23 protein-coding genes are annotated in these 21,159 nt (G+C 66.1%); 16 read left to right on the top strand and 7 right to left on the bottom strand.

Annotation, left to right across the window (positions count from 1 at the left end):
* The first annotated feature begins 15 nt into the window (after positions 1 to 15).
* Positions 16 to 954, top strand: coding sequence for a TIGR03564 family F420-dependent LLM class oxidoreductase (locus ACGFNJ_RS37660; RefSeq protein ID WP_393459816.1), 939 nt, complete (start codon positions 16 to 18; stop codon positions 952 to 954).
* A gap of 29 nt (positions 955 to 983) precedes the next feature.
* Complete coding sequence (gene hisI / locus ACGFNJ_RS37655; protein WP_393459813.1) at positions 984 to 1,331, top strand: phosphoribosyl-AMP cyclohydrolase; 348 nt, start codon at positions 984 to 986, stop codon at positions 1,329 to 1,331.
* Here hisI and ACGFNJ_RS37650 read toward each other — a convergent pair whose 3' ends face one another.
* From ACGFNJ_RS37650 to ACGFNJ_RS37635, 4 genes are all read right to left on the bottom strand, one after another.
* Positions 1,332 to 1,772, bottom strand: coding sequence for a MarR family winged helix-turn-helix transcriptional regulator (locus ACGFNJ_RS37650; protein WP_393460021.1), 441 nt, complete (start codon positions 1,770 to 1,772; stop codon positions 1,332 to 1,334).
* Between the two features lie 201 nt (positions 1,773 to 1,973).
* The gene (locus ACGFNJ_RS37645; RefSeq protein WP_393459810.1) at positions 1,974 to 2,552 is read right to left on the bottom strand and encodes a permease; all 579 of its coding nucleotides are present in this window, start codon (positions 2,550 to 2,552) and stop codon (positions 1,974 to 1,976) included.
* A 79-nt stretch (positions 2,553 to 2,631) separates the two neighbouring features.
* Positions 2,632 to 3,096 (bottom strand): peroxiredoxin, encoded by a 465-nt coding sequence (locus ACGFNJ_RS37640; protein WP_393459807.1) that lies wholly within the window; start codon positions 3,094 to 3,096, stop codon positions 2,632 to 2,634.
* Positions 3,097 to 3,149: 53 nt separating this feature from the next.
* Positions 3,150 to 3,449, bottom strand: a complete 300-nt coding sequence (locus tag ACGFNJ_RS37635; protein WP_393459804.1) for a hypothetical protein — start codon at positions 3,447 to 3,449, stop codon at positions 3,150 to 3,152.
* Between the two features lie 193 nt (positions 3,450 to 3,642).
* Here ACGFNJ_RS37635 and ACGFNJ_RS37630 point away from each other — a divergent pair, with 193 nt between their 5' ends.
* The 11 genes from ACGFNJ_RS37630 to ACGFNJ_RS37580 all read left to right on the top strand — a co-directional run bounded on the left by ACGFNJ_RS37630 (position 3,643) and on the right by ACGFNJ_RS37580 (position 15,787).
* A complete protein-coding gene (locus tag ACGFNJ_RS37630; RefSeq protein WP_393459801.1) occupies positions 3,643 to 5,193 on the top strand; it encodes an anthranilate synthase component I in 1,551 nt (516 codons plus the stop codon).
* Positions 5,190 to 6,125 carry a TIGR02234 family membrane protein gene (locus ACGFNJ_RS37625; RefSeq protein ID WP_393459798.1) on the top strand — a complete coding sequence of 312 codons (936 nt, stop codon included), beginning with the start codon at positions 5,190 to 5,192 and terminating at the stop codon, positions 6,123 to 6,125. Before ACGFNJ_RS37630 ends, ACGFNJ_RS37625 begins: the two co-directional genes overlap by 4 nt.
* A 195-nt stretch (positions 6,126 to 6,320) precedes the next feature.
* Positions 6,321 to 7,139, top strand: a complete 819-nt coding sequence (gene trpC, locus ACGFNJ_RS37620; protein ID WP_393459795.1) for an indole-3-glycerol phosphate synthase TrpC — start codon at positions 6,321 to 6,323, stop codon at positions 7,137 to 7,139.
* Entirely contained in the window at positions 7,136 to 8,401 is a 1,266-nt protein-coding gene (trpB, locus tag ACGFNJ_RS37615) for a tryptophan synthase subunit beta (protein WP_393459792.1), read from the top strand. The genes trpC and trpB overlap by 4 nt, the downstream gene beginning before the upstream one ends.
* Positions 8,398 to 9,198 (top strand): tryptophan synthase subunit alpha, encoded by an 801-nt coding sequence (gene trpA, locus ACGFNJ_RS37610; RefSeq protein WP_393459789.1) that lies wholly within the window; start codon positions 8,398 to 8,400, stop codon positions 9,196 to 9,198. Before trpB ends, trpA begins: the two co-directional genes overlap by 4 nt.
* 511 nt (positions 9,199 to 9,709) lie before the next feature.
* A complete protein-coding gene (lgt, locus tag ACGFNJ_RS37605; RefSeq protein WP_393459786.1) occupies positions 9,710 to 10,921 on the top strand; it encodes a prolipoprotein diacylglyceryl transferase in 1,212 nt (403 codons plus the stop codon).
* A gap of 252 nt (positions 10,922 to 11,173) precedes the next feature.
* The gene (locus ACGFNJ_RS37600) at positions 11,174 to 11,716 is read left to right on the top strand and encodes an NINE protein (protein ID WP_393459784.1); all 543 of its coding nucleotides are present in this window, start codon (positions 11,174 to 11,176) and stop codon (positions 11,714 to 11,716) included.
* A 233-nt stretch (positions 11,717 to 11,949) separates the two neighbouring features.
* Positions 11,950 to 12,678 carry an amino acid ABC transporter substrate-binding protein gene (locus ACGFNJ_RS37595; protein ID WP_393460018.1) on the top strand — a complete coding sequence of 243 codons (729 nt, stop codon included), beginning with the start codon at positions 11,950 to 11,952 and terminating at the stop codon, positions 12,676 to 12,678.
* Between the two features lie 12 nt (positions 12,679 to 12,690).
* The gene (locus ACGFNJ_RS37590) at positions 12,691 to 13,359 is read left to right on the top strand and encodes an amino acid ABC transporter permease (RefSeq protein WP_069164455.1); all 669 of its coding nucleotides are present in this window, start codon (positions 12,691 to 12,693) and stop codon (positions 13,357 to 13,359) included.
* A gap of 104 nt (positions 13,360 to 13,463) precedes the next feature.
* Positions 13,464 to 14,882, top strand: coding sequence for a pyruvate kinase (gene pyk, locus ACGFNJ_RS37585; protein ID WP_393459781.1), 1,419 nt, complete (start codon positions 13,464 to 13,466; stop codon positions 14,880 to 14,882).
* A gap of 92 nt (positions 14,883 to 14,974) precedes the next feature.
* Positions 14,975 to 15,787, top strand: a complete 813-nt coding sequence (locus ACGFNJ_RS37580) for an acyl-CoA thioesterase (protein WP_393460015.1) — start codon at positions 14,975 to 14,977, stop codon at positions 15,785 to 15,787.
* Positions 15,788 to 15,881: 94 nt separating this feature from the next.
* Here ACGFNJ_RS37580 and ACGFNJ_RS37575 read toward each other — a convergent pair whose 3' ends face one another.
* The 3 genes from ACGFNJ_RS37575 to ACGFNJ_RS37565 all read right to left on the bottom strand — a co-directional run bounded on the left by ACGFNJ_RS37575 (position 15,882) and on the right by ACGFNJ_RS37565 (position 17,786).
* A complete protein-coding gene (locus ACGFNJ_RS37575; protein WP_393459778.1) occupies positions 15,882 to 16,301 on the bottom strand; it encodes a hypothetical protein in 420 nt (139 codons plus the stop codon).
* Between the two features lie 124 nt (positions 16,302 to 16,425).
* Entirely contained in the window at positions 16,426 to 17,046 is a 621-nt protein-coding gene (locus tag ACGFNJ_RS37570) for a low molecular weight phosphatase family protein (RefSeq protein ID WP_393459775.1), read from the bottom strand.
* 227 nt (positions 17,047 to 17,273) lie between these two features.
* Complete coding sequence (locus ACGFNJ_RS37565; protein ID WP_393459772.1) at positions 17,274 to 17,786, bottom strand: monooxygenase family protein; 513 nt, start codon at positions 17,784 to 17,786, stop codon at positions 17,274 to 17,276.
* A gap of 207 nt (positions 17,787 to 17,993) precedes the next feature.
* On the opposite strand from ACGFNJ_RS37565, the gene ACGFNJ_RS37560 reads away from it, so the two are divergent.
* From ACGFNJ_RS37560 to ACGFNJ_RS37550, 3 genes are all read left to right on the top strand, one after another.
* A complete protein-coding gene (locus tag ACGFNJ_RS37560) occupies positions 17,994 to 18,848 on the top strand; it encodes a hypothetical protein (protein WP_393459769.1) in 855 nt (284 codons plus the stop codon).
* 622 nt (positions 18,849 to 19,470) lie between these two features.
* The gene (locus tag ACGFNJ_RS37555) at positions 19,471 to 19,695 is read left to right on the top strand and encodes a hypothetical protein (protein WP_393459766.1); all 225 of its coding nucleotides are present in this window, start codon (positions 19,471 to 19,473) and stop codon (positions 19,693 to 19,695) included.
* 250 nt (positions 19,696 to 19,945) lie between these two features.
* Complete coding sequence (locus ACGFNJ_RS37550) at positions 19,946 to 21,028, top strand: hypothetical protein (protein WP_393459763.1); 1,083 nt, start codon at positions 19,946 to 19,948, stop codon at positions 21,026 to 21,028.
* The last annotated feature ends 131 nt before the right edge of the window (positions 21,029 to 21,159 follow it).

The raw sequence follows: 21,159 nt of genomic DNA, 5'->3' as shown, positions 1-21,159 counted from the left end.
GCCGTTGCTCTGGTGATGAGCATCGGAATCGGTTTGTCGCCCGCGGTCCTCGATTCGACCGACAACGCGGTGGACGCGGCGGTCGCGATCGGCAGACAGGTCGCCGCGGCGGGACTGAGTTCGCTGTGGTTCGGTCAGACGTTCAGCCACGACAGCATCGTGCTGTCCGCCGCGGTCGGGCGGGAGGTGCCCGAGTTGGTGGTCGGGACTTCGGCCGTGCCGATCTCCGCGCGTCATCCACTGCTGATTGCGAGCCAGGCGCAAACCGCGCAGGCGGCGACGCACGGCAGGTTCGTCCTCGGTCTTGCCGTCGGCGCCGAGGCGTTCACCGAGCCGGTTTTCGGCACCGCGTTCGCGCGGCCGATCGCGCGGCTGCGTGAGTTTCTCACCGTGGTCCGCGCCGTGATCGATACCGGCGCAGTCGATTTCCACGGCGAGACGGTGTCCGCTGTCACGCCGATGACCGCCGCGGTTGCTGGCGCGCGACCGGTCGTTCCGGTGCTGGTCGCCGCGATGGGGCCGCAGGCGTTGCGGGTCACCGGTGAGCTCGCCGACGGCACCCTGCCGCTGCTGGCCAGTCCGGGTGCGCTGGCCGAGCACGTCGTCGCGCCGCTCACCAAGGCCGCCGAACGGGCAGGTCGCCCCGCGCCCCGCATCGTCGCGTTGGTTCCAGGCGTGGTCACCGCCGACATCGAAAGTGCCCGCGCGGCAGCGGAGAAAGCGACCGCGTTCTACAACGGCATCCCGTCCTACCACCGAATCATCGAGCTGTCCGGCGCGGCACGTGCCGCCGATTTGGTGGTGATCGGTCCCGAGGAGGCGATCGCACGCCGCGTCGCCGAGTATGTCGAGGCCGGAGCCACCGATGTGGTCTTCACCCAAACCGATCTGGCAGGCGCCGAGGATCAGCACCGCACCTGGCGACTTCTCGGCGAACTGAACCGCGCGGTCTGACGCGACGGCGGCCCTGTTATAACGGAGCAATGACTCTCGATCCCGCCATCGCCACCCGGCTCAAGCGCAACGACCAGGGGCTGGTGGCTGCCGTCGCGCAGGAACGGGGCACCGGTGATGTGCTGATGGTCGCGTGGATGGACGACGAGGCGCTGGCCCGCACGCTGGAAACCAGGAAGGCGACCTACTTTTCGCGGTCGCGCCAGCAGTACTGGGTCAAGGGGGAGACCTCAGGACACACCCAGTACGTGCACGAGGTGCGCCTCGATTGCGACGGCGACACCGTCCTGCTCGTCGTCGATCAGGAGGGCGCTGCCTGTCACACCGGCACGCACACCTGCTTCGACACGGATGTGTTGCTGTCCGAAGAGTCCTGATTACTGCGCGGCAGCGGGCGGTTCGTCCGAATTGGTGCTCACCCGGCTGAGCGCGTCACCGAGGTGTTCGGCGAGCGTTTCGCTGAGCTGTGCCAGCTGGGCGGTCTGCTCGGGTGTCAAACCGTCGAATACCAAGTGGCGCACCGCATCCAGGTAACCGGGCGCCGCTTCGACGACCTTGTGGTAGCCGTCGTCTGTCAGTACCGCTTGGACGCCACGCCGCCCGGCGGTAGCCGAGCGCTCCGCCCAGCCCATCCGCTCCAGCTTGGACACCACGTGCGACAGCCGCGATAGCGATGCATTTGCCTTGTGGGCAAGGTCACTCATCTGCAGCCGATGGCCCGGTTCCTCGGAGAGGAGGGTCAGAACCCAATACTCGAAATGAGTGACTCCGGATTCACGCTGCAACTGGGTATCCAAAGCGCCTGGTAGACGCGTCATGAGCGCTACGATCGCGCGCCAAGCTCGTTGTTCGACGGGGTCGAGCCACTTCGTCACTGTGTGCCTTCTTTCAAGCCAAGTGGCGTGGTTTTGTTAGTAAGTCTATCGATTATTGAAAAGCATGTTCACAGTCACCCGTGGTTCTGAGTTTGCCACGACTTCGCTCGGTCGTCATGAAGATGCGATGTGACGTGAGCTCACTCACAGACCTTCCGGTCGCGTCATGGCGGGCCCACCGGTCATCTGCGGCACGGCAGGCGCCTGGTTCTTGGGGTGCCTGCGCCGCCACCACCGGGTGACGATCAGGAGCAGCGCCGCGAGGAAGGCGACCGCGGCGGCGATCGCGCCGACGAGCGCGGCGCCGCGGAAGGCGGGCGCGTCGACGTCGAGGATGCGCTGCCCGGCGTGGGCGGCGTTGCTGCCGCCGAGCACGATGGTGAGCGTCATCAGGTTGGGGATCGCGACGAGCACCGCGAGGACCGCGGCGACGCCCGCGAGGAACCGGCCTGCCCGCTTTCGCCAGACGCGCACCGCGAACAGCAGCAGGAACAGCGGTATGAGCGTGCACAAGCCGCCATAGGCCAGACCCCAGCCGATGCCCTTGGCGAAGCTGCCGTTCACCATCTCCGCGATCCGCTGCGCCCACCAGCGCGGGATGAACGCGGACAGGATGAAGTAGGCGACGAACAGGATGGCGACGACCGCCACCCCGCCGATGAGCCAGGTCTTCCAGGCGGGACCGGTCGATTTCTGCTTCAGCTGTCCGTCGCTCGCAGTCATGTGCCCAGCGTAAGCCGGGTGCGCGGCGGAAACGCGGTGATCGCTCCGGCGTTTCCGGTACGACCGTCCAGGTGGGCCGTTACTGCGTGGTGCGCTGGCGCAGGAACTTCAGCGCCTCGTCGGCGTGCACGTTGGCGCGCAGCTCGCCGGTGATGATCTTGCTGACCGTCCGGTCCTGCTCGATCACGAAGGTGTGCCGCTTGACCGGCGCTAACTTGCCGAGCAGCCCGCGCTTGACGCCGAACTTCGCGGCGACCGCGCCGTCCCGGTCGGAGAGCAGCGGATAGCCGAGACCCTGCTTGTCGGCGAAGCCTGCCTGGGTGTCGACGCCGTCCGTGCTGATCCCGACGCACGAGGCGCCGAGCGCGGCGAAGTCGGCGGCCGTGTCGCGGAAGTGGCAGGCCTCCGCGGTGCAGACGGGGGTGTTGGCGGCCGGATAGAAGAACAGGACAAGCGGACCGTCGGCAAGCAGCGCGTCGAGCGAACGGACGGTGCCGGACTGATCGGGAAGCTCGAACTGGGGGGCGAGCTGACCTGTTTGCATAGAAAGGGACAGTACCGGGCACTTGTCGCACCCGGTACCCGTCCAATGTCCGGCTATACGCCGAGAAGTGCGGCTACTTCCGGATTCTTGATCTGCATGACGTCGAGAATGCCGTGCGCGCGCAGGAACGGCTTGAGTTCCTTGATGCGGTCGGCGTGCGTGGCGTATTCGTCCGGGAAGTGGTTCTTGTCCAGGGATTCGAGTGCCTTCGCGTAGGTGACGAAGGTGGCTAGCGCGCCTGACGCACCGGCGCCCTGGGCGCCCGCTTTCTGCTGCAGTCCGACCATCCGTGGGGGCTGGTTCGCCGCACCGCCTGGAGCGGCGTGCCGACCCTCCGGTTGCGAGGGGTACATCAGTTGACTCCTCTCGATATGGATACCGCGTGCGAGATGGAACGGAGCGAGTGTAGAGACGTGTGTCACCCGGCTTGCGCGGGCATGAGAACCGGGCGGTCGAGTTTGTTACGGAAGTGAATTCGAGTGGATAACGGGCCGTCGTCGCGACACCGCTGTCGGACCTGTCGGTCCGGCCTGGGATGATGTGATCATGCCCGGCGCGTCGACTCCCACTACCACGACCCGCGAACAGTTCCACCAGCTGGCCGCGGAGCATCGAGTGGTACCGGTAATCCGAAAGGTGTTGGCGGACTCCGAGACTCCGCTCTCCGCCTACCGAAAACTGGCCGGTGATCGAGCAGGAACGTTCCTGTTCGAGTCCGCGGAGAACGGGCGATCGTGGTCGCGCTGGTCGTTCATCGGCGCCGGTAGTCCGTCGGCGCTCACCGTCGTCGACGGAGAAGCCGCGTGGCTCGGCAACATTCCGGTCGACGCGCCCTCCGGCGGCGATCCACTGCTGGCGCTGCGGGAAACCCTGCAGCTACTGCAGACCGAGCGCCTACCCGGTCTGCCGCCGCTGACCGGCGGCATGGTCGGCTACCTCGGCTACGACGCGGTGCGCCGGATCGAACGGCTGCCGAACCTGGCCCTCGACGACCTGCAGCTGCCCGAGATGGTGCTGCTGCTCGCCACCGACCTCGCCGCCTTCGACCACCACGAGGGCGCGATCACGTTGATCGCCAACGCAGTCAACTGGAACGGCACCGCCGACAACGTCGACGAGGCCTACGACGACGCACTGGCCAGGCTGGACCGGATGACCGAGGCGCTTGCCGCGTCCGCACCGTCGACGGTGTCGGTCTTCGATCAGCCCGAGCCGCAATTCCGGCGCAAGCGCACCACCGAGGAATTCGGCGCTGGGGTGCGGCGCCTGGTCAAGGAGATCGAGGCGGGCGAGGCGTTCCAGGTGGTGCTCTCGCAGCGCTTCGAAATGGACTACGACGGTGCGCCGCTCGACCTGTACCGGATGCTGCGCGCCTCGAACCCGAGCCCGTACATGTACCTGCTGCACGTGCCGGACGGCGACGGCGGCACCGCGTTCTCCATCGTCGGGTCGAGCCCGGAGTCGCTGGTGACCGTGAAAGAGGGTGTGGCGACGACACATCCGATCGCGGGCACCCGCTGGCGCGGGGTCACCGAAGAGGACGACCTGCTGCTGGAGAAGGGCCTGCTCGCCGACGAGAAGGAGAACGCCGAGCACCTGATGCTCGTCGACCTCGGCCGCAACGACCTCGGACGGGTGTGCCAGCCGGGCACGGTGCGGGTCACCGAGTACCGGCACATCGAGCGCTACAGCCATGTGATGCACCTGGTTTCGACGGTGTCGGGCCGGCTCGCCGCAGGCAAGATCGCCCTCGACGCGGTGCGCGCCTGCTTCCCGGCGGGCACGCTCTCCGGTGCGCCGAAGGTGCGCGCGATGGAACTCATCGAGGAACTCGAACCCACCCGGCGCGGCGTGTACGGCGGCGTCGTCGGCTACCTCGACTTCGCGGGCGACGCGGACACCGCGATCGCCATCCGGACCGCGCTGCTGAAGGACGGCACCGCCTACGTCCAAGCGGGCGCGGGTGTGGTCGCCGACTCGGACCCCGACTACGAGGACATCGAAGCGCGCAACAAGGCCATGGCTGTGCTCAAAGCCATCGCCGCCGCCAAGACGGTCCGTGCCTATGGCGAGCCGACGAACAGCGACGACACATGACGGCAGCCGAATCCGGCCGAGACGCCGACCCCGCCCGCGGCGCAGCGACTGCCCGCGCGGCAGCCGACACCCGCGCCGCTACGAACGCTGCCGGCAATGCGGTGCCTGACGATGACGCCCGCGCGGCCGCCGCGTCCGGCCCTGCAGACGGAGCAAACGAGGCACGGCCGGCCGCCGACGGTGCAGTTTCGGACGATGTGGACTCCGAGCCGAAAGGCGATGGCCGGAAAGGCCGAGCGACTGCACGCAAGTACCCCGCCGGTGCCCTCGTCCTGCTGGCCTTCGCTGCCGCGGCGCTCTGGGGCGCCGCACGGATGACGTGGGTGACGGTCACTTCCTCCGACGGCCTGACCGAAACACGCACCGATCACCTCAACGGCGGTGTCTGGTTCGGCGCGCTGACCCCGCTCGCCCTGGTGTTGCTGGCGTCCATCGCGGCCGTGCTCGCCACCCGCGGCTGGTTGCGACGGATCCTGGGCGTGCTCATCGCCTTGGTCGCCGCCGTGGCCGCGGTGCCTGCCTTCGCGCTGCTCACCAATTCCGGCAAGATCGCCGACCGGGCCGCCAACCTGGCCGAGCTCCCGGCCAGGGCACAGGTCGGCGAGGCGACCACCGCCGCGCTGCCCGCCGTCCTCGCCCTGCTCGGCGCACTGGCTGCGTTCGCGGCGGGCGCATTGCTGACGCGGATGCCGCAAGACACCGCACGGCTCTCCGGCAAGTACGACAACCCGGTGGTCCGCCGGGCCGCCGCCGCTGAGCAGGTGTCACAGCAGCAGCACACCGAGGCCGCGACCCTCGGCGCCACCCAACTCTCCGAGCGGGTGCTGTGGGATGCCTTGGACGCGGGCACCGACCCGACCGAGGACGCGGTGAACTCCGGTGGGCGGCCCGACGATCCGGACTCCGGCGCGGAGGGTAGACGTGTTCACTGACGTAGCCGCTGACACATCAGCGAGTGGTGACTGTGGCGGTGCACACCTTGTGCGCGGACCAGTTGCCTGGTCCACAACAAGCCCCGGCGCAAACGCGGCCGGTACGGCCATTTATTCTTTGTCAGCATCGGTGAGACAGCGCCTGGGGGGATTCTCAGGCAGCAAGTCCGTCTCCCCAGAAAGGATTCGAGCCAGATGACGGTACTCGACTCGATTCTCGACGGGGTCCGCGCGGATGTGGCCGCTCGGGAAGCCCTCCTCGATTTCCAGGCGATCAAGGCGGCCGCAGCGGCGGCGTCGTCCCCGCTGGACGCGCGCGCGGCACTCCTCGAAGACGGCATCGGCGTGATCGCCGAGGTGAAGCGGGCCAGCCCCTCCAAGGGCGAGCTCGCCGACATCCCCGACCCGGCCAGCCTGGCCAAGGCGTACGAGGACGGCGGCGCGCGGATCATCAGCGTGCTCACCGAGGGTCGCCGCTTCCACGGGTCGCTCGACGACCTGGACGCGGTCCGCGCCACCGTGAGCATCCCGATCCTGCGCAAGGATTTCGTCGTCGGGCCGTACCAGATCCATGAGGCCCGCGCGCACGGCGCCGACGTGATCCTGCTGATCGTCGCGGCGCTGGAGCAGGACGTGCTGTCCTCGCTGATCGACCGCACCGAATCGCTCGGCATGACCGCGCTCGTCGAGGTGCACACCGAGGAAGAGGCCGACCGCGCGCTCGAGGCAGGCGCCTCGGTGATCGGGGTCAACGCCCGCAACCTCAAGACGCTCGAGGTCGACCGCGATGTGTTCGCCAGGATCGCGCCCGGCCTGCCCACCGAGGTCATCCGGATCGCCGAGTCCGGCATCCGTGGCACCGCCGACCTGCTGGCCTACGCGGGCGCGGGTGCGGACGCGGTGCTCGTCGGCGAGGGCCTGGTGACCAGCGGTGACCCGCGGGCCGCCGTATCCGAGTTGGTGACCGCAGGCACCCATCCCTCGTGCCCGAAGCCTGCCCGGCGGGGCCGGTGACGACGGTGACGGGGGGCCTACCTCAGGCAAGCGAAGGCGTCGCGCACCGCAGTACACACGAACCCGACGCGGGCGGCCACTGGGGCGTCTACGGCGGCAGGCATGTGCCGGAGGCGCTCATGGCCGTGATCGAAGAGGTCACCGCGACCTACGAGAAGGCGCGCCTCGATCCGGACTTCCTCAATGAGCTCGATCGGCTGCAGCGCGACTACACCGGGCGGCCGTCGCCGGTGTTCGAGTGCACCCGCCTGGCCGAGCATGCGGGCGGCGCGCGCATCCTGCTCAAGCGAGAAGACCTGAACCACACCGGTTCTCACAAGATCAACAATGTGCTCGGCCAGGCGCTGCTCGCCCAGCGGATGGGCAAGACCCGCGTCATCGCGGAGACCGGCGCGGGCCAGCACGGCGTCGCCACCGCCACCGCGTGCGCGCTGCTCGGCCTCGACTGCGTGATCTACATGGGCGCCGTCGACACCGCGCGGCAGGCGCTGAACGTGGCCCGCATGCGGCTGCTCGGCGCCGAGGTCGTCTCGGTGACCACCGGTTCGCAGACCCTCAAGGACGCGATCAACGAGGCGCTGCGCGACTGGGTGAGCAACGCCGACGACACCTATTACTGCTTCGGCACCGCCGCGGGCCCGCATCCGTTCCCCATGCTGGTGCGCGACTTCCAGCGCGTCATCGGACTGGAGGCCAGGGCGCAGGTGCAGGAAAGCACCGGCCAGCTGCCTGACGCGGTCGTCGCGTGTGTCGGCGGCGGCTCCAACGCCATCGGCATCTTCCACGCCTTCCTCGACGACGCCGACGTCCGCCTGATCGGCTACGAAGCGGCAGGCGACGGCGTCGAAACCGGGCGGCACGCCGCGACTTTCACCGGCGGCACGCCCGGTGCGTTCCAGGGTGCCTACTCGTACCTGCTGCAGGACGAGGACGGCCAGACCATCGAGTCGCATTCGATCTCGGCCGGTCTCGACTACCCCGGCGTCGGCCCCGAGCACGCGCTGCTCAAGGACGCAGGCCGCGCCGAATACCGCCCGATCACCGACACCGAGGCGATGGACGCGCTGCTGCTGCTCAGCCGCAGCGAGGGCATCATCCCGGCGATCGAGTCGGCACACGCGGTGGCTGGCGCGCTGCAACTGGGCAAGGAACTCGGACCGGGTGCGATCATCCTGGTCAACCTGTCCGGCCGCGGCGACAAGGACATGGATACGGCGGCCCGGTGGTTCGGGTTGTTGGATGAGGGGGCAACGCAATCATGAGCCAGCAGTCGCGTCTCGCGAACACGTTTGCCGCTGCTCGTGCTGAAGGCCGCGCCGCGCTCATCGGCTACCTCCCTGCGGGCTACCCCGACCTGGCCGGTTCCATCGAGGTCGTCCGTGCCATGGTCGAATCCGGTTGCGACATCGTCGAAGTCGGCGTCGCCTACTCCGATCCGGTGATGGACGGCCCGACCATTCAGCACGCCGCCGAACAGGCGCTGCGTGGTGGTGTGCGCGTGCACGACGTGTTCTCCGTCGTCGAGGCGATCACCGGTGCGGGCGGCCAGGCCGTGGTGATGAGCTACTGGAACCCGGTGCTGAAGTACGGCGTCGACCGGTTCGCGCGCGATCTCGCCACCGCCGGTGGTGCGGGCATCATCACGCCCAATCTCATTCCGGAGGAGGCCGACGACTGGTTCGTCGCCTCGTCCACGCACAACCTGGACCGGATCTTCCTGGTCGCGCCGTCCTCCACCGAGGAGCGTCTGGTCAAGACGCTGAGCGCGTCTCGTGGCTTCGTGTACGCCGCGTCGACGATGGGCGTCACCGGCGCCCGCGACGTCGTGTCCTCCGCCGCACCCGCGCTCTGCGCACGGATCCGCGCACACAGCGACATCCCGATCGGCGTCGGCCTCGGCGTCCGCTCGGGCGCCCAGGCGGCCGAAATCGCTTCCTACGCAGACGGAGTCATCGTCGGCTCGGCCCTGGTCACCGCCGCGGGCGAGAGCTTGGACGCGGTTCGCGTCCTCACCGCCGAACTCGCCGAGGGCGTGCGTTCGGCGACCGTCGCTTCGTAAGGCCTTTGCCGCAGGGACCTCCGTGCTCCTCTGCCGGGAGACCCCTAGGCTGCTCGGCGTGCACTATGCCCTGCTCCGGCATGCCGTCCCATGAGCAGCTCGAGTCGATGACGCACATCGCCGAACGCGTCCGTCGCTTCTTCGACTCCGTGCGCAGCGCATCGGCGGTCGATTCGCCACGCCGCTCGGCGACGGGCAACCTCGCGGTGGCTTGCGGGCGGACCACGGTGAGTGTGTCAGATCACGTCGTACCAACGGCGCGACCGCGATCAGCCACGCCGCGCCAGCGCACCGTGACGATGCCGAGCACACGGCACCCGATGCAGCACGGTGGCCGATGTTGTCGAAGCCGATCCGGTCCCGATATGCCGGAGATCGTTTGGGCCACAGCGGCATTCATCCTGCGAGCGGGCCGTGCGCTTGGTCGGCCGCATCGACGCGAACCCAGGTGCTCGCCGCCACGCGGTGATCCCCGGGGTGCTGCGGTGACATTCTCCGCTACGGTGGCCCCGTGACCTTACGAGTCCTGGCAGACAGTGTCGCGGCCAACAGCACTGTGCTGGCCTACATTCCCAGTCCACCGCAGGGTGTATGGCACATCGGTCCGTTTCCGCTGCGTGCCTACGCGTTGTGCATCATCCTCGGCATCATCGTCGCCATCTGGTGGGGTGAGCGGCGCTGGCGTGACCGCGGTGGGCAGCCGGGGGCGATCCTGGATGTCGCGATGTTCGCGGTGCCGTTCGGCCTGGTCGGCGGCAGGCTTTATCACGTCGCCACCGATTGGCAGAAGTACTTCGGCGCCGACGGTGACCCCAAGGCCGCGTTGGAGATCTGGAACGGCGGCCTCGGCATCTGGGGTGCGGTGGCGCTCGGCGGCGTCGGCGCCTGGATCGGCTGCCGGGTGTATCGGATCCCGTTGCCCGCGTTGGGCGATGCGATCGCGCCGCCGATCCTGCTCGCGCAGGCCATCGGCCGCCTCGGCAACTACTTCAACCAAGAGTTGTACGGCCGTACCACCGAGCTGCCCTGGGGCCTGGAGATCTACTTCCGCTACAACGACAACCTGAAGCCGGACGCGATGAACGGCGTCTCCAACGGCGTCGTCGACAAGGTCGTGCATCCCACGTTCCTCTACGAGCTGATCTGGAACGTGCTCATCGTGATCGTGCTCGTCCGGCTGGACAAGCGGTACCGGATCGGCCACGGTCGCCTGTTCGCCCTCTATGTCGCCGGCTACAGCTTCGGCCGCTTCTTCGTCGAGCTGATGCGCGACGACGAGGCCACCAAGATCGCGGGCATCCGCATCAACTCGTTCACCTCCGCCGTCGTATTCCTCGCGGCCATCGCCTATTTCATCTTCGCGACCAAGGGCAGGGAAACCGCCGAGCAGCTCCAGCCGGGCGCGGTCCCACGCCCGTGGCCGTGGCAGTTCGGCGCACTCCGTGCCGCCGGCGCGGCGACCGCCACCGAGGCCGCCACGGATACGGTTGTGCTGGCGAAGGATTCGACCGCCGACAAGGACGCAACGCCGGACGAACCCACGGCTGACGAGCCAGACTCGAGTGCGCCCGAGGACGCGGTGGACTTGGCCAAGGACGCCGCCGACCCGAGCGAGGACTCCGCCGAGACGAGCAAGGCATCGGCAGGCGCGGACAAGGCGGAGTCGAGCAAGTCCGACGACACCGCCGCAACGAAGACGACGACCGACGCTGACAAGTCCTGAACCCCTCGGTGCCGCCGCGTATTACGTGGCGGCACCGATCAGGCATCATGTTTGCCCCGAATTTCCCGATCGCCGATAACGCAGGCCACCGCCGCGGACGATACCCGGAGGAATGCCGAGGCTACGGGGCGACAAACCACACCGGTCCGACGACAATGTCGACTGACCGTTGCGAGCGTCTTCCGTTCGGCTCATCGATCCGACGCCGGGCGGCGAGTAGGCGCGCTCGTGCGAACGAGGAGGGAAATTTCCGTGACCGACCCCTACCAGCAGAACCCACAAGGTGGCCCGCAGTACGGTCCGCCCGGTACGGGTCCGAACCTGAACAAGCCGCAGGACACCACGGCGCTGCCACAGTCAGACCCGTACGCACAGCAGCCTTCCGATCCGCACCTTCAGCAGCCGTCGGACCCCTACGCCCAGCAGCCGGCGAATCCGTATGGCCAGCAGTACGACCCGGCCAACCCGTACGGCCAGCCCGGCGGTTACCCGCCCGCCGGCTACCCGCAGACGCCGGGGTACAACCCGAACGACCCGGAGGCCCCCTGGGGTCGCGACGAATTCGGCGCCCCGCTGTCGGACAAGCAGAAGCTCGTCGCCGGCCTGCTGCAGATCTTCCTCGGCAGCTTCGGCGTCGGCCGTTTCTATCTCGGCCACAACGGCCTCGGCATCGCCCAGCTGGCCGTCAGCGCGGTCACCTGCTTCACGCTCGGCTGGATCTGGGGCGTCATCGACGGCATCCTCATGCTGACCGGAAACGTCCGGGACAGCCAAGGCCGCCAGCTGCGCGAGTGAGCTGACCCATTGCCACCCGAACGGGCACCGCCGATCCGGCGGTGCCCGTTCGTCGTTCCGCACCCGCGACGCGACCGGGAAATACGTGGGTACAACCCTTTTGCGCACCATGATCGAGATAGGGTCCTTCGCAGAAGTCCCGGCGTAGCATGAGCCGGATTTGCGTGTTGTGTGTGGGATGTCCATACACCGAAGAGAGGGAACCCGTGCGTCGCAAGCTGTTCGCCGCCGCCATGCTCGCCATCGTCGCCGCCACCGGGCTCACCGCCTGCGGCAGCAGCAGCGATCCGAATGTGTTGAAGGTCGGCACCGAAGGCACGTACACGCCGTTCAGCTACCAAGGCTCCGACGGCAAGCTCACCGGCTACGACATCGACGTGGTCCAGGCGATCGGCGACAAGCTCGGCAAGAAGATCGAATTCGTTTCGACCCCGTGGGACGCCATCTTCGCCGGCTTGGAGGCCAAGCGTTTCGATCTGGTCGCCAACCAGGTGACGATCAATGACGAGCGGAAGAAGAAGTACGCGCTGTCCGCCCCGTACACCACCTCCGACGGTGTCATCGTCACCCGTGCCGACAACAACTCGATCACCACGCTCGCCGATCTGAAGGGCAAGACCTGCGCCCAGTCCGCGACGAGCAACTGGGGCAAGGTCGCCACCGGCGCCGGCGCGAAGGTCGAGGCGGTGGAGGGCTTCGTGCAGGCCATCCAGCTGCTGAAGAGCGGCCGGGTCGACGCCACCGTCAACGACACCCTCGCCGTCGCCGAGTACACCAAGAAGAACGGCTCGGCCGACGTGAAGGTCGCGGGCAAGACCGGCGAGACCAGCCAGCAGGCCTTCGCCGCGCGCAAGGACGACGCCCTGATCAAGGACGTGGACAAGGCGCTGAGCGAGCTGCGCGCCGACGGCACGCTCGCCAAGATCTCGGACAAGTACTTCGGCACCGACGTCAGCAAGTAGCCGACGCCGTCCATGGATGCCGATACCAGGGAGCTGATTCAGCACAACCTGTGGCCGATGCTGTTGGCCACCGTCAAGACGACGATCCCGCTGACCGCGATCAGCTTCGTCATCGGCTTGGCGATCGCGTTGCTCGTCGCGCTGGCCAGGATGTCACCGGTGTGGCCGCTGTCGGCGGCCGCCCGGTTCTACATCTCGCTCATCCGCGGCACGCCGCTGCTGGTGCAGCTGTACATCGTTTTCTATGGATTGCCGCTGATCAATGTCGTGATCCCGCCGTTCCCTGCGGCGGTGATCGCGTTCAGCCTGAACGTCGGCGGCTATGCCGCCGAGGTGGTGCGCGCGTCCATTCTCAGTGTCGCGGAAGGACAGTGGGAGGCGGCCAAGGCGCTGGGCATGTCGTATACGCAGGAGCTGCGGCTGATCATCCTGCCGCAGGCGTCGCGCATCGCCGTGCCGCCGCTGTCCAACACGCTCATCTCGTTGGTGAAGGACACCTCGCTCGGCTCGCTCATCCTGGTGACCGAACTGATGCGAGTCGCGCAGCTCGCGGCCGCGCCGACGTTCGATTTCTTCGCGCTCTACACCGTCGCCGCGCTCTACTACTGGGTCATCTGCCTGTTCCTCGGTTCCGCGCAGACCAGATTGGAAACCCGCCTGGCCCGCCACGTTGCGCGATGAGCATCGGTTTGGATGTTCCCACAGCTGGAGTTCATTCTTTTCACCCAGCTTTCACCCAGGGCACAGCAGGCTCTGGTAACCCGACGGGACTAGGCTCTACACCCGTGATGCGACGGACGAAGATTGTGTGCACGCTCGGCCCGGCTACGGCCACCGAGGACCGTATCCGCGAACTCGTCGAGAGCGGCATGGACGTAGCTCGGCTGAACTTCAGTCATGGCGAACACGCGGATCACGCCGAAAACTACAAGAAGGTGCGGGCGGCGTCCGATCATCTCGGCAGGGCGGTCGGCATTCTCGCCGACCTGCAGGGCCCGAAGATTCGACTCGGCCGATTCATCGAGGGTAAGACCGTCTGGGCGACGGGCGAGGAAGTAAGGATCACCGTCGACGACGTCGACGGAACGCACGACCGGGTGTCGACCACCTACAAGGAGCTCGCGAAGGACGCGAAGCCGGGCGACCGCCTGCTCGTCGACGACGGCAAGATCGGACTGACCGTCACCGGTGTCGACGGCAACGACGTCGTCTGTCGGGTGACCGAGGGCGGACCTGTCTCCAACAACAAGGGCGTTTCGCTGCCCGGCATGGATGTCTCGGTGCCTGCCCTGTCCGAAAAGGACATCGAGGACCTGGAATTCGCGTTGAAGCTCGGTGTCGACTTCATCGCACTGTCGTTCGTGCGGTCCCCGTCCGATGTCGAGCTGGTGCACGACATCATGGACAAGGTCGGCCGCCGGGTGCCGGTGATCGCCAAGCTGGAGAAGCCGGAGGCGATCGACAACCTCGAGGCCGTCGTACTCGCCTTCGACGCGGTCATGGTCGCCCGCGGCGACCTCGGCGTCGAGCTGCCGCTGGAGCAGGTGCCGATCGTGCAGAAGCGGGCCATCCAGATTGCGCGCGAGAACGCGAAGCCGGTGATCGTGGCGACCCAGATGCTGGAGTCGATGATCGAGAACTCGCGCCCGACCAGGGCCGAGGCCTCCGACGTCGCGAACGCGGTGCTCGACGGCGCCGACGCGGTGATGCTGTCCGGTGAGACCTCGGTCGGCGCGTACCCGATCGAGACGGTGCGCACCATGGCGCGCATCGTGCACGCGGTGGAGACCGAATCGACCAGGGTGCCCCCGTTGACCCACGTGCCGCGCACCAAGCGCGGTGTCATCTCCTACGCCGCCCGCGATATCGGTGAGCGGCTCAACGCGAAGGCGCTCGTCGCCTTCACCCAGTCCGGTGACACCGTGCGCCGCCTGGCTCGGCTGCACACTCCGCTGCCGCTGCTCGCGTTCACGCCGCTGCCGGAGGTGCGCAGCCAACTCGCCCTGACTTGGGGCACCGAGACGTTCATCGTCCCCACAGTGGACAGCACCGACGCTATGATCCACCAGGTCGATGTAGCACTTCTGTCCATGGACCGATACCAAAAGGGTGACCTCGTTGTCATCGTGGCGGGCTCCCCGCCGGGGACCGTCGGTTCCACCAACCTGATCCACGTGCATCGCATCGGTGAGGAGGATCATTAATTGTGAGTGCCGCCTTGGGCTCGGTCGTCGATTCGTCGGCGAAAGGTCGATCTGATCTTGATGTGCTGCTTGGTCTGCTAGACCTGCAGCAGATGGATGAGGACGTGTTCGTCGGCCAGCACCCGGAAAAGGTCTGGAGTCGCACGTTCGGCGGACAGCTTGTCGCGCAGGCGATCATCGCCGCGGGCCGCACCGTCGGCGACCGTCCGGTGCACGCCGTCAACGCGCATTTCGTGCGCGGCGGCGACACCAAGAAGCCGATCGAGTACCGGGTGGACCGGCATCGGGACGGCCGCGCGTTCGCCAACCGCACGGTCACCGCGTACCAGGACGACCAGGAGCTGTTCGTCATGCTCGCGGCGTTCCAGGACTGGAACAAGGGGCTCGAGCACGGGCACCCGCTGCCGGACGTGCCGGATCCGGAGACGCTGCCCAGGGTCGAGGAGAGCTTCGAAGGCTTGGAAGACAAGCTGGAGATGTTCATCAAGGCGCCGCATCCGATCGACATGCGCTACACGAACGACCCGGCCTGGATCATGAAGGGCACGGGGGAGCGGCTCAACCACAATCGAGTCTGGATGCGCACCGACGGCAGGCTGCCGGACGATCCGCTGCTGCATGTGGCGACGCTCGGCTATTCCTCGGACACCACGGTGCTCGATTCGATCATCACCACACACGGCCTGTCCTGGGGACTGGACCGGATCGTCGCGGCGACGGTGAATCATTCGATCTGGTTCCACCGGCCGTTCCGGTTCGACGAGTGGGCCCTGTACGCCACCGAATCCCCGGTCGCCGCAGGCTCGCGCGGCCTGGCGACCGGCCGGTTCTTCTCCCGTGACGGCGATCTGCTCGCAACCACCGTGCAGGAAGGGCTGATTCGGCACTTCCCCGCGCGGCGCTGACCACGCACTGACCCGCACCGCATCGATCGTCCGCGCCGCACGTCGGCACGGAAAGTCGGTGCGGTGCAGTCGTTTCAGGGTGGCTAGCGGGCAGTCAGATGCGTTCGCGCTCGGCGTCGAGGTCGACGTCGGTGCGCTGCATGGCGCGGATCGAGAACGGGATCTCCCGGCTCGGATCCTCGCCTGCGAGCCCGGAGATGCGGTGCCGCAGTTGTTGTTCCAGCTCGGCGATGTCGGCGTCGCTGAGTTCGGCGGGTGCGCCGACCAGGCTCAGCGCGATCTCGTGGGTGCCGCACCCGGTCGGCTCCTGTCCGGGATGCGCTGCGCGCCAGTGGGTTTCGAGCGCGACGTGGGCCCGGTCGTCACTGTCGACGGGCAGGGTGAAGCGCCATGCGAACACGTCGCGGTCCTGCAGGTGGTCGTCCACCACCGCGCGCACGGTCTCGACGATCGCTTCGAGAGTTTCCGGTGTCACATACACATGGAGCGAAACATCCGAAATGCGTTTCGGCATGTCTATTCCTGTCGTGTGTCGAACCAGCAACGGCGGAAATTGTTGTCCGCGGGAGTGTAATACCTCCGGCCCGGAAATAGACATAGCGGCCCCGTATTGCTGGTGTCGGATCGGGCCGTTCGGGTCAGTGGACGCGGTGCGCTGCCAGGAAAGAGGCCAGTTCGGGGGCCTTCGAGGTCGGTTCGATGACCAGGCCGCCCGGCTCGTCGACCACCGGTTTCGTTTGTTCATAGGGCGCCAAGGCCAGCATGAGCGGGACCAATGCCTCCGCGATGCGGTCGCCCACCTCGCAATATGCCTGTTCGGAGAGGCCGACGGGGTCGGCGATGTTCTCCCGGCCGACCAGGGAGAGGTCGTTGCGCGCCCGGTGCAGCCCGGCGATCGAGCGCGCCCCGGTCACGTGCGCGATTCGGCTGGCCTCCAGCAGCGTGAAGGTGCGGGCGCCGACTCCGAAGCCGTGCTGGCTCACGTTGTCGCGCAGTTGCTCGGTCATCGTCAATACCAGGTCGGCATTGTCGATCATCTCGGGCTTGAGCCGTCGTGCCTTGAAACCGCTCGGATCGCCGCCGAGTCCGATGATCGCTTCCGCGGCGAGCGGTTCTACCGGAAAACCGACCAGTGCCCGGGTTCCGGCGCTTTCGGCGGTGAGGTCCGGCAGGTCGTGGTCGATCGCAATCGCTCGGGTCAGGCGCTCGGCAATTACCGAACGACAAACATTGCCATTGCAAACGAACAGGACGTGCATAGGAATACGGTAAGGGCTGAATCGCCGTCCAGATGACCGAAATCCTCCTGATATGGGCCTCCTGGACAGATGTTCATCTCCAGGTCGATCGACGTACACAAACCGCGCGCAGGGGCGTTCGCATTCGGGCGACCGAGGCAAAAGTGCGAGTGTGTCCCTGTGCACATACCCTGCGTAGGATGTATCGAAACGCCACGCTGTGATTGCCCCGTGATAACCGCTGCCTGTTACTCGAATTCACCCTTGTAGTAAGTCTTTTCGTCGATCACGGGCGCCACCTTGGCCGCTTTGTTCTCGACGCGCCCCCTGGTGGAGAACATCCTTCCGCGCATGGCGATAGCAGGCGCGAATCTGGGCAGCCCGGTCGTGCCGTCCATGTCGTCGTACATCGCGTCGATGCCGCCCCGCATGAAGTACGCCTCGTGCCAGAACCCGGTGCCGCCGGAGTCCTGCAGGAACTTCCGCCACCAATCCCGGTGCGGCGCCGAGCGAGTCCACCGCTCCAGGCTGTCGAGATCACGCCAGTACTGCCGTGCGCCCCAGTGCGGCGGAAACAGCGCCCAGATCACGTCCTCGTGCGACAGCAGCCCGTCCGGCCGATCCTGGTGCGAGCTATAGAGTTTCGGCCCCAGACCGAGCAACCGCAGCACCCCCCTCGGCTTGCGCACCCGCATCCCGAGATAGATGACGACCAGATCCGGATACTCGCTCAGATCGACCGTCTGCCTGTTCACCCGCATCGCAACCTCCGCTGACTCGGGCGTCCTGCTGCCCACCTACGCCTGAATACGAGGCAGACCGCCGTTCAGTTCGAACCTTCGCCCGATCTCCCGGCAGGGACGTAAACGGGGTGCTTTGATGAGGCGATATAGAGGTCGGCGCCGCGGAGTCGACTGTCTCGTGGCAAGCGGACCAGATTTCGATTCCATGAGCAGAGAGGAGCGGTGATGCGATCGACAACGAAGCAGGCGCTGTGCCAGGCGGTTGTGGCCCTGTCGTTGGTGGCGGTGCTCAGCGGCTGCGATGACGGCCCGACCACCCCCGGCCAGAGCAGCTCTACGGCGGCGCAGCAGCGGACCGCTGACGCGACCACCGCTCCTGCGACTTCCCCGCCCACCAGCACCGCTGCCGCGGACCAAACCACCGGTGTTTCGGCGGGACAGACCTACACGGTCCGTGAGGTCGCGGTATCCAACGGCGTTGGCAAGACCGACACCGCGGCATCGCTCGAACTGTCTGGCGGTGACCCGCGCGTGACCGAGGTCTTCAATCACGGTGTCCGCGCATACATCCAGGAACAAGTGGACAACGTCAACCGCGCCAACGACCCGCGCCCGCATTCCGTCACCACCCACGCCCGGATCTACTTCACCGAGACAACCGTCGCCGAAGTCGTCTACGGCTTCGTCTCGTACACCGGCGAGGCCCATCCGATGAAGATCCTCGGCACCATCACCACCAACACTCGAACCGCGACCCCCATCCTGATCAGCGATCTGTTCCTCGATCCCGGCGCCGGCATCACCGAATTGGCAAAGGCGACAACAGAAGCGATGGACGCAGTGCACCCCGGCCTGTCCGGCAGCATCGCCGAGAACCTGACCCCCACCGCCACCAACTTCGCCAACTGGGTCCCCACCCCCACCGCACTCCAGGTACACATCGACACAGGCCGCTACGTAACCGGCTACCCCTGCGTCCAGATTCCCTGGTCCCGCCTGACCCCCGTACTCGGCCCCGCCCTCGAGCAGGTAGCCGACCAAGCCCCCGCAGGCCAACCATCCGCCTGCCCGGCAAGCTGACCACCAACCGGCCTCCGAGAAACCCACGAGTCTCCACGACCCCCGACCTCGCGCGAGTCGCACACCCCAGGCTCGCGCGAGCCACACCCTCCGAGTCGTGCGATCTGCACACCCCGAGCTCGAGCAAGTGAGACTGAGTTCGCGCGAGTCACATACTGCCGAAGGCACGGCATCAACCAAGGCGCACAGCAGCATATTGAAGGTGCACTGACCAACAAACGCGCCCACTGCATGGGGGGCTCGGGGGGCGAAGCCCCGCCGAGCGGGGTCTGGGGGTTGCACCCCCAGTGTGATTACGAAGAGAACCCCGGTCCGCGCTTTCCGCGGACAGGGGTCCCCTGTGATCGAGTGCCGAGTGTGGGACTCGAACCCACACGTCCTTTCGGACAACGGTTTTTGAGATTGTCCCTCTCGACGTTTGCAGGAATCGGAGACTGTTGGTGTCGGTAGCGGAACGTTGTTGACCAGCGGATACGATCGTTTGGTTCGTTGGTGGGACTCGGTCTCGCCGTGCGCTGCTGCGGACCAGTTGCGGACTGCGGAGCCTCGGCGGGGAGTGTGGGCCGACCGAAACGGTGTCTCGCAGCCCCCGCTGCCGATAGCCTTGGCTAGGGGGCTCTGGATGGGAACCATGGAAACCGAGGGTCGAGGCGATTGGCTCAGCAAGCCGCCCACTGCACGGTTCTGGCTGGCCGTGATCAGCATTGTGGTGCTCGTTATTCTTGGGATTTTGTTAGTGAACGGCATTAACCAAGAGCAGCAGAAGTTGGAGGAATCTTGTCGGATACGACAGGAGATGATCAACGCTGGCCAAATGGCACCGGAGTTGGGATGCAAGGGGCGGTAGGTAAGGGCATCTGGGATGGCCCCGCGGCTGGTGGATTGTGCTGCTTACCGTCTGCCAACCACGCTGGGCGGCCGTCTGCTCCGGAGGCAGACTCGGGCAGGTCACGGGTGTATTGGGCTGGCCGAGTCGAGCCCTGCAGTCTGCTCGGCGGACAATGCGTGTCGCTAGCGAACCTAACCCCCAGTGCGGCCCGGTCGCCATATTTGCAGAATTGGTGCGGTCCACATCATTGGTCGTATACCGTCCATCTATGGTGACCCAACCTGAGGATACGGACTATCCGTGGGTAGACGACAATAGTCGACCCTTCAGGGATGAATGGTTGGATTTAGACCGTTCCATTCGCGCCGTGATACCTCAGGTTCTCGGCAATGCTTGGGCAGACTCTAGCAGCGACTCTGACGAGACAGATTTTCTGATCGCTAGCACTCTAGATGAGTTGAGAGAGTTGCTGCTCTTCAAACCTGAACCCGTAGTCATTGACGGTGAAATTATCCAACGCTATCTTGCGGATTATATTAGCGAAAAGGAATTCACGGAACTAAGGACATATCTCTCGAATCTAATGCTTGAGCAGTCGCGACAGATGGATAGTTCGGATATTCTATCATTTCTTCTAGCTTGGATAGGCAATGCGGCAGCGGCGTTGACCATGGGAGGGTTTACGGACTATCGAGTGCGGCTCACTAATGCCACCAGCGAGGAAGCGGCTTTTCTGAAATGGAGGCGCAAGCTTGAAGGTATTGAGCTTACGAGTCGCCGTGCGATAAATGCACGCATGGCCGCCAATCAAGCCGTATCTGCTGCTGGCGATGCACGGCGTGCCAGTAAGGCGGCCCAGGAGGCGGCGGGTGCCACAGGAAATAGTGCGTTAGCTAACCATTTCGCGGAATTGGCATCAGATGAGGGTAATCGAGCCTTCTATTGGACATGCGCTACTATTCTTTCACTTCTCGTAAGCCTTGCGGTTGGCGGATGGCTGTCGGGTTTCGGAGTGTTCGATTCTATGTGGAAATCGGTCATTGGCCACTTGGCACTCCTTGCGCCATTGGTTGCCATAGCTGGGTACACGGCACGGATCGCGCACCATCACCGGAAGTCCGCGCTTTGGGCCAGCACCACCGCAGTGCAGTTGAAGACAGTGTCCGCCTATGTGCAACAGCTCCCATCAGAAGAGTCGCGTGAGAATATCGTTAATATTCTGGGGGCAAGAGTTTTCTCGGTACCGGACCTTCCCGAAGGAACTCAGACGGACCAGGTTGCCATTATACCGACTGGTGTAATCGACATTCTGAAAGATCTGGTCGCGGGCTCAAAGAAGGACCCGGCCTAGCATGAAGTAACCGCACAGCGGGGCCAGCGTGCCTGACAGGCAATTTTCTCCTGTCACCTACACCACCCGCTTCCTCATCCTGGCCGTCCTGTGCTGAGGGAGGGATAGTCAAGGGTGCCGCAGGCATCGCG

It is taken from the genome of Nocardia sp. NPDC049149 (assembly GCF_043197455.1).
GTDB lineage: Bacteria > Actinomycetota > Actinomycetes > Mycobacteriales > Mycobacteriaceae > Nocardia.
The sequence above is the reverse complement of the archived record's forward strand: the minus strand, read 5'-3'. Positions and strand labels throughout refer to the sequence as shown.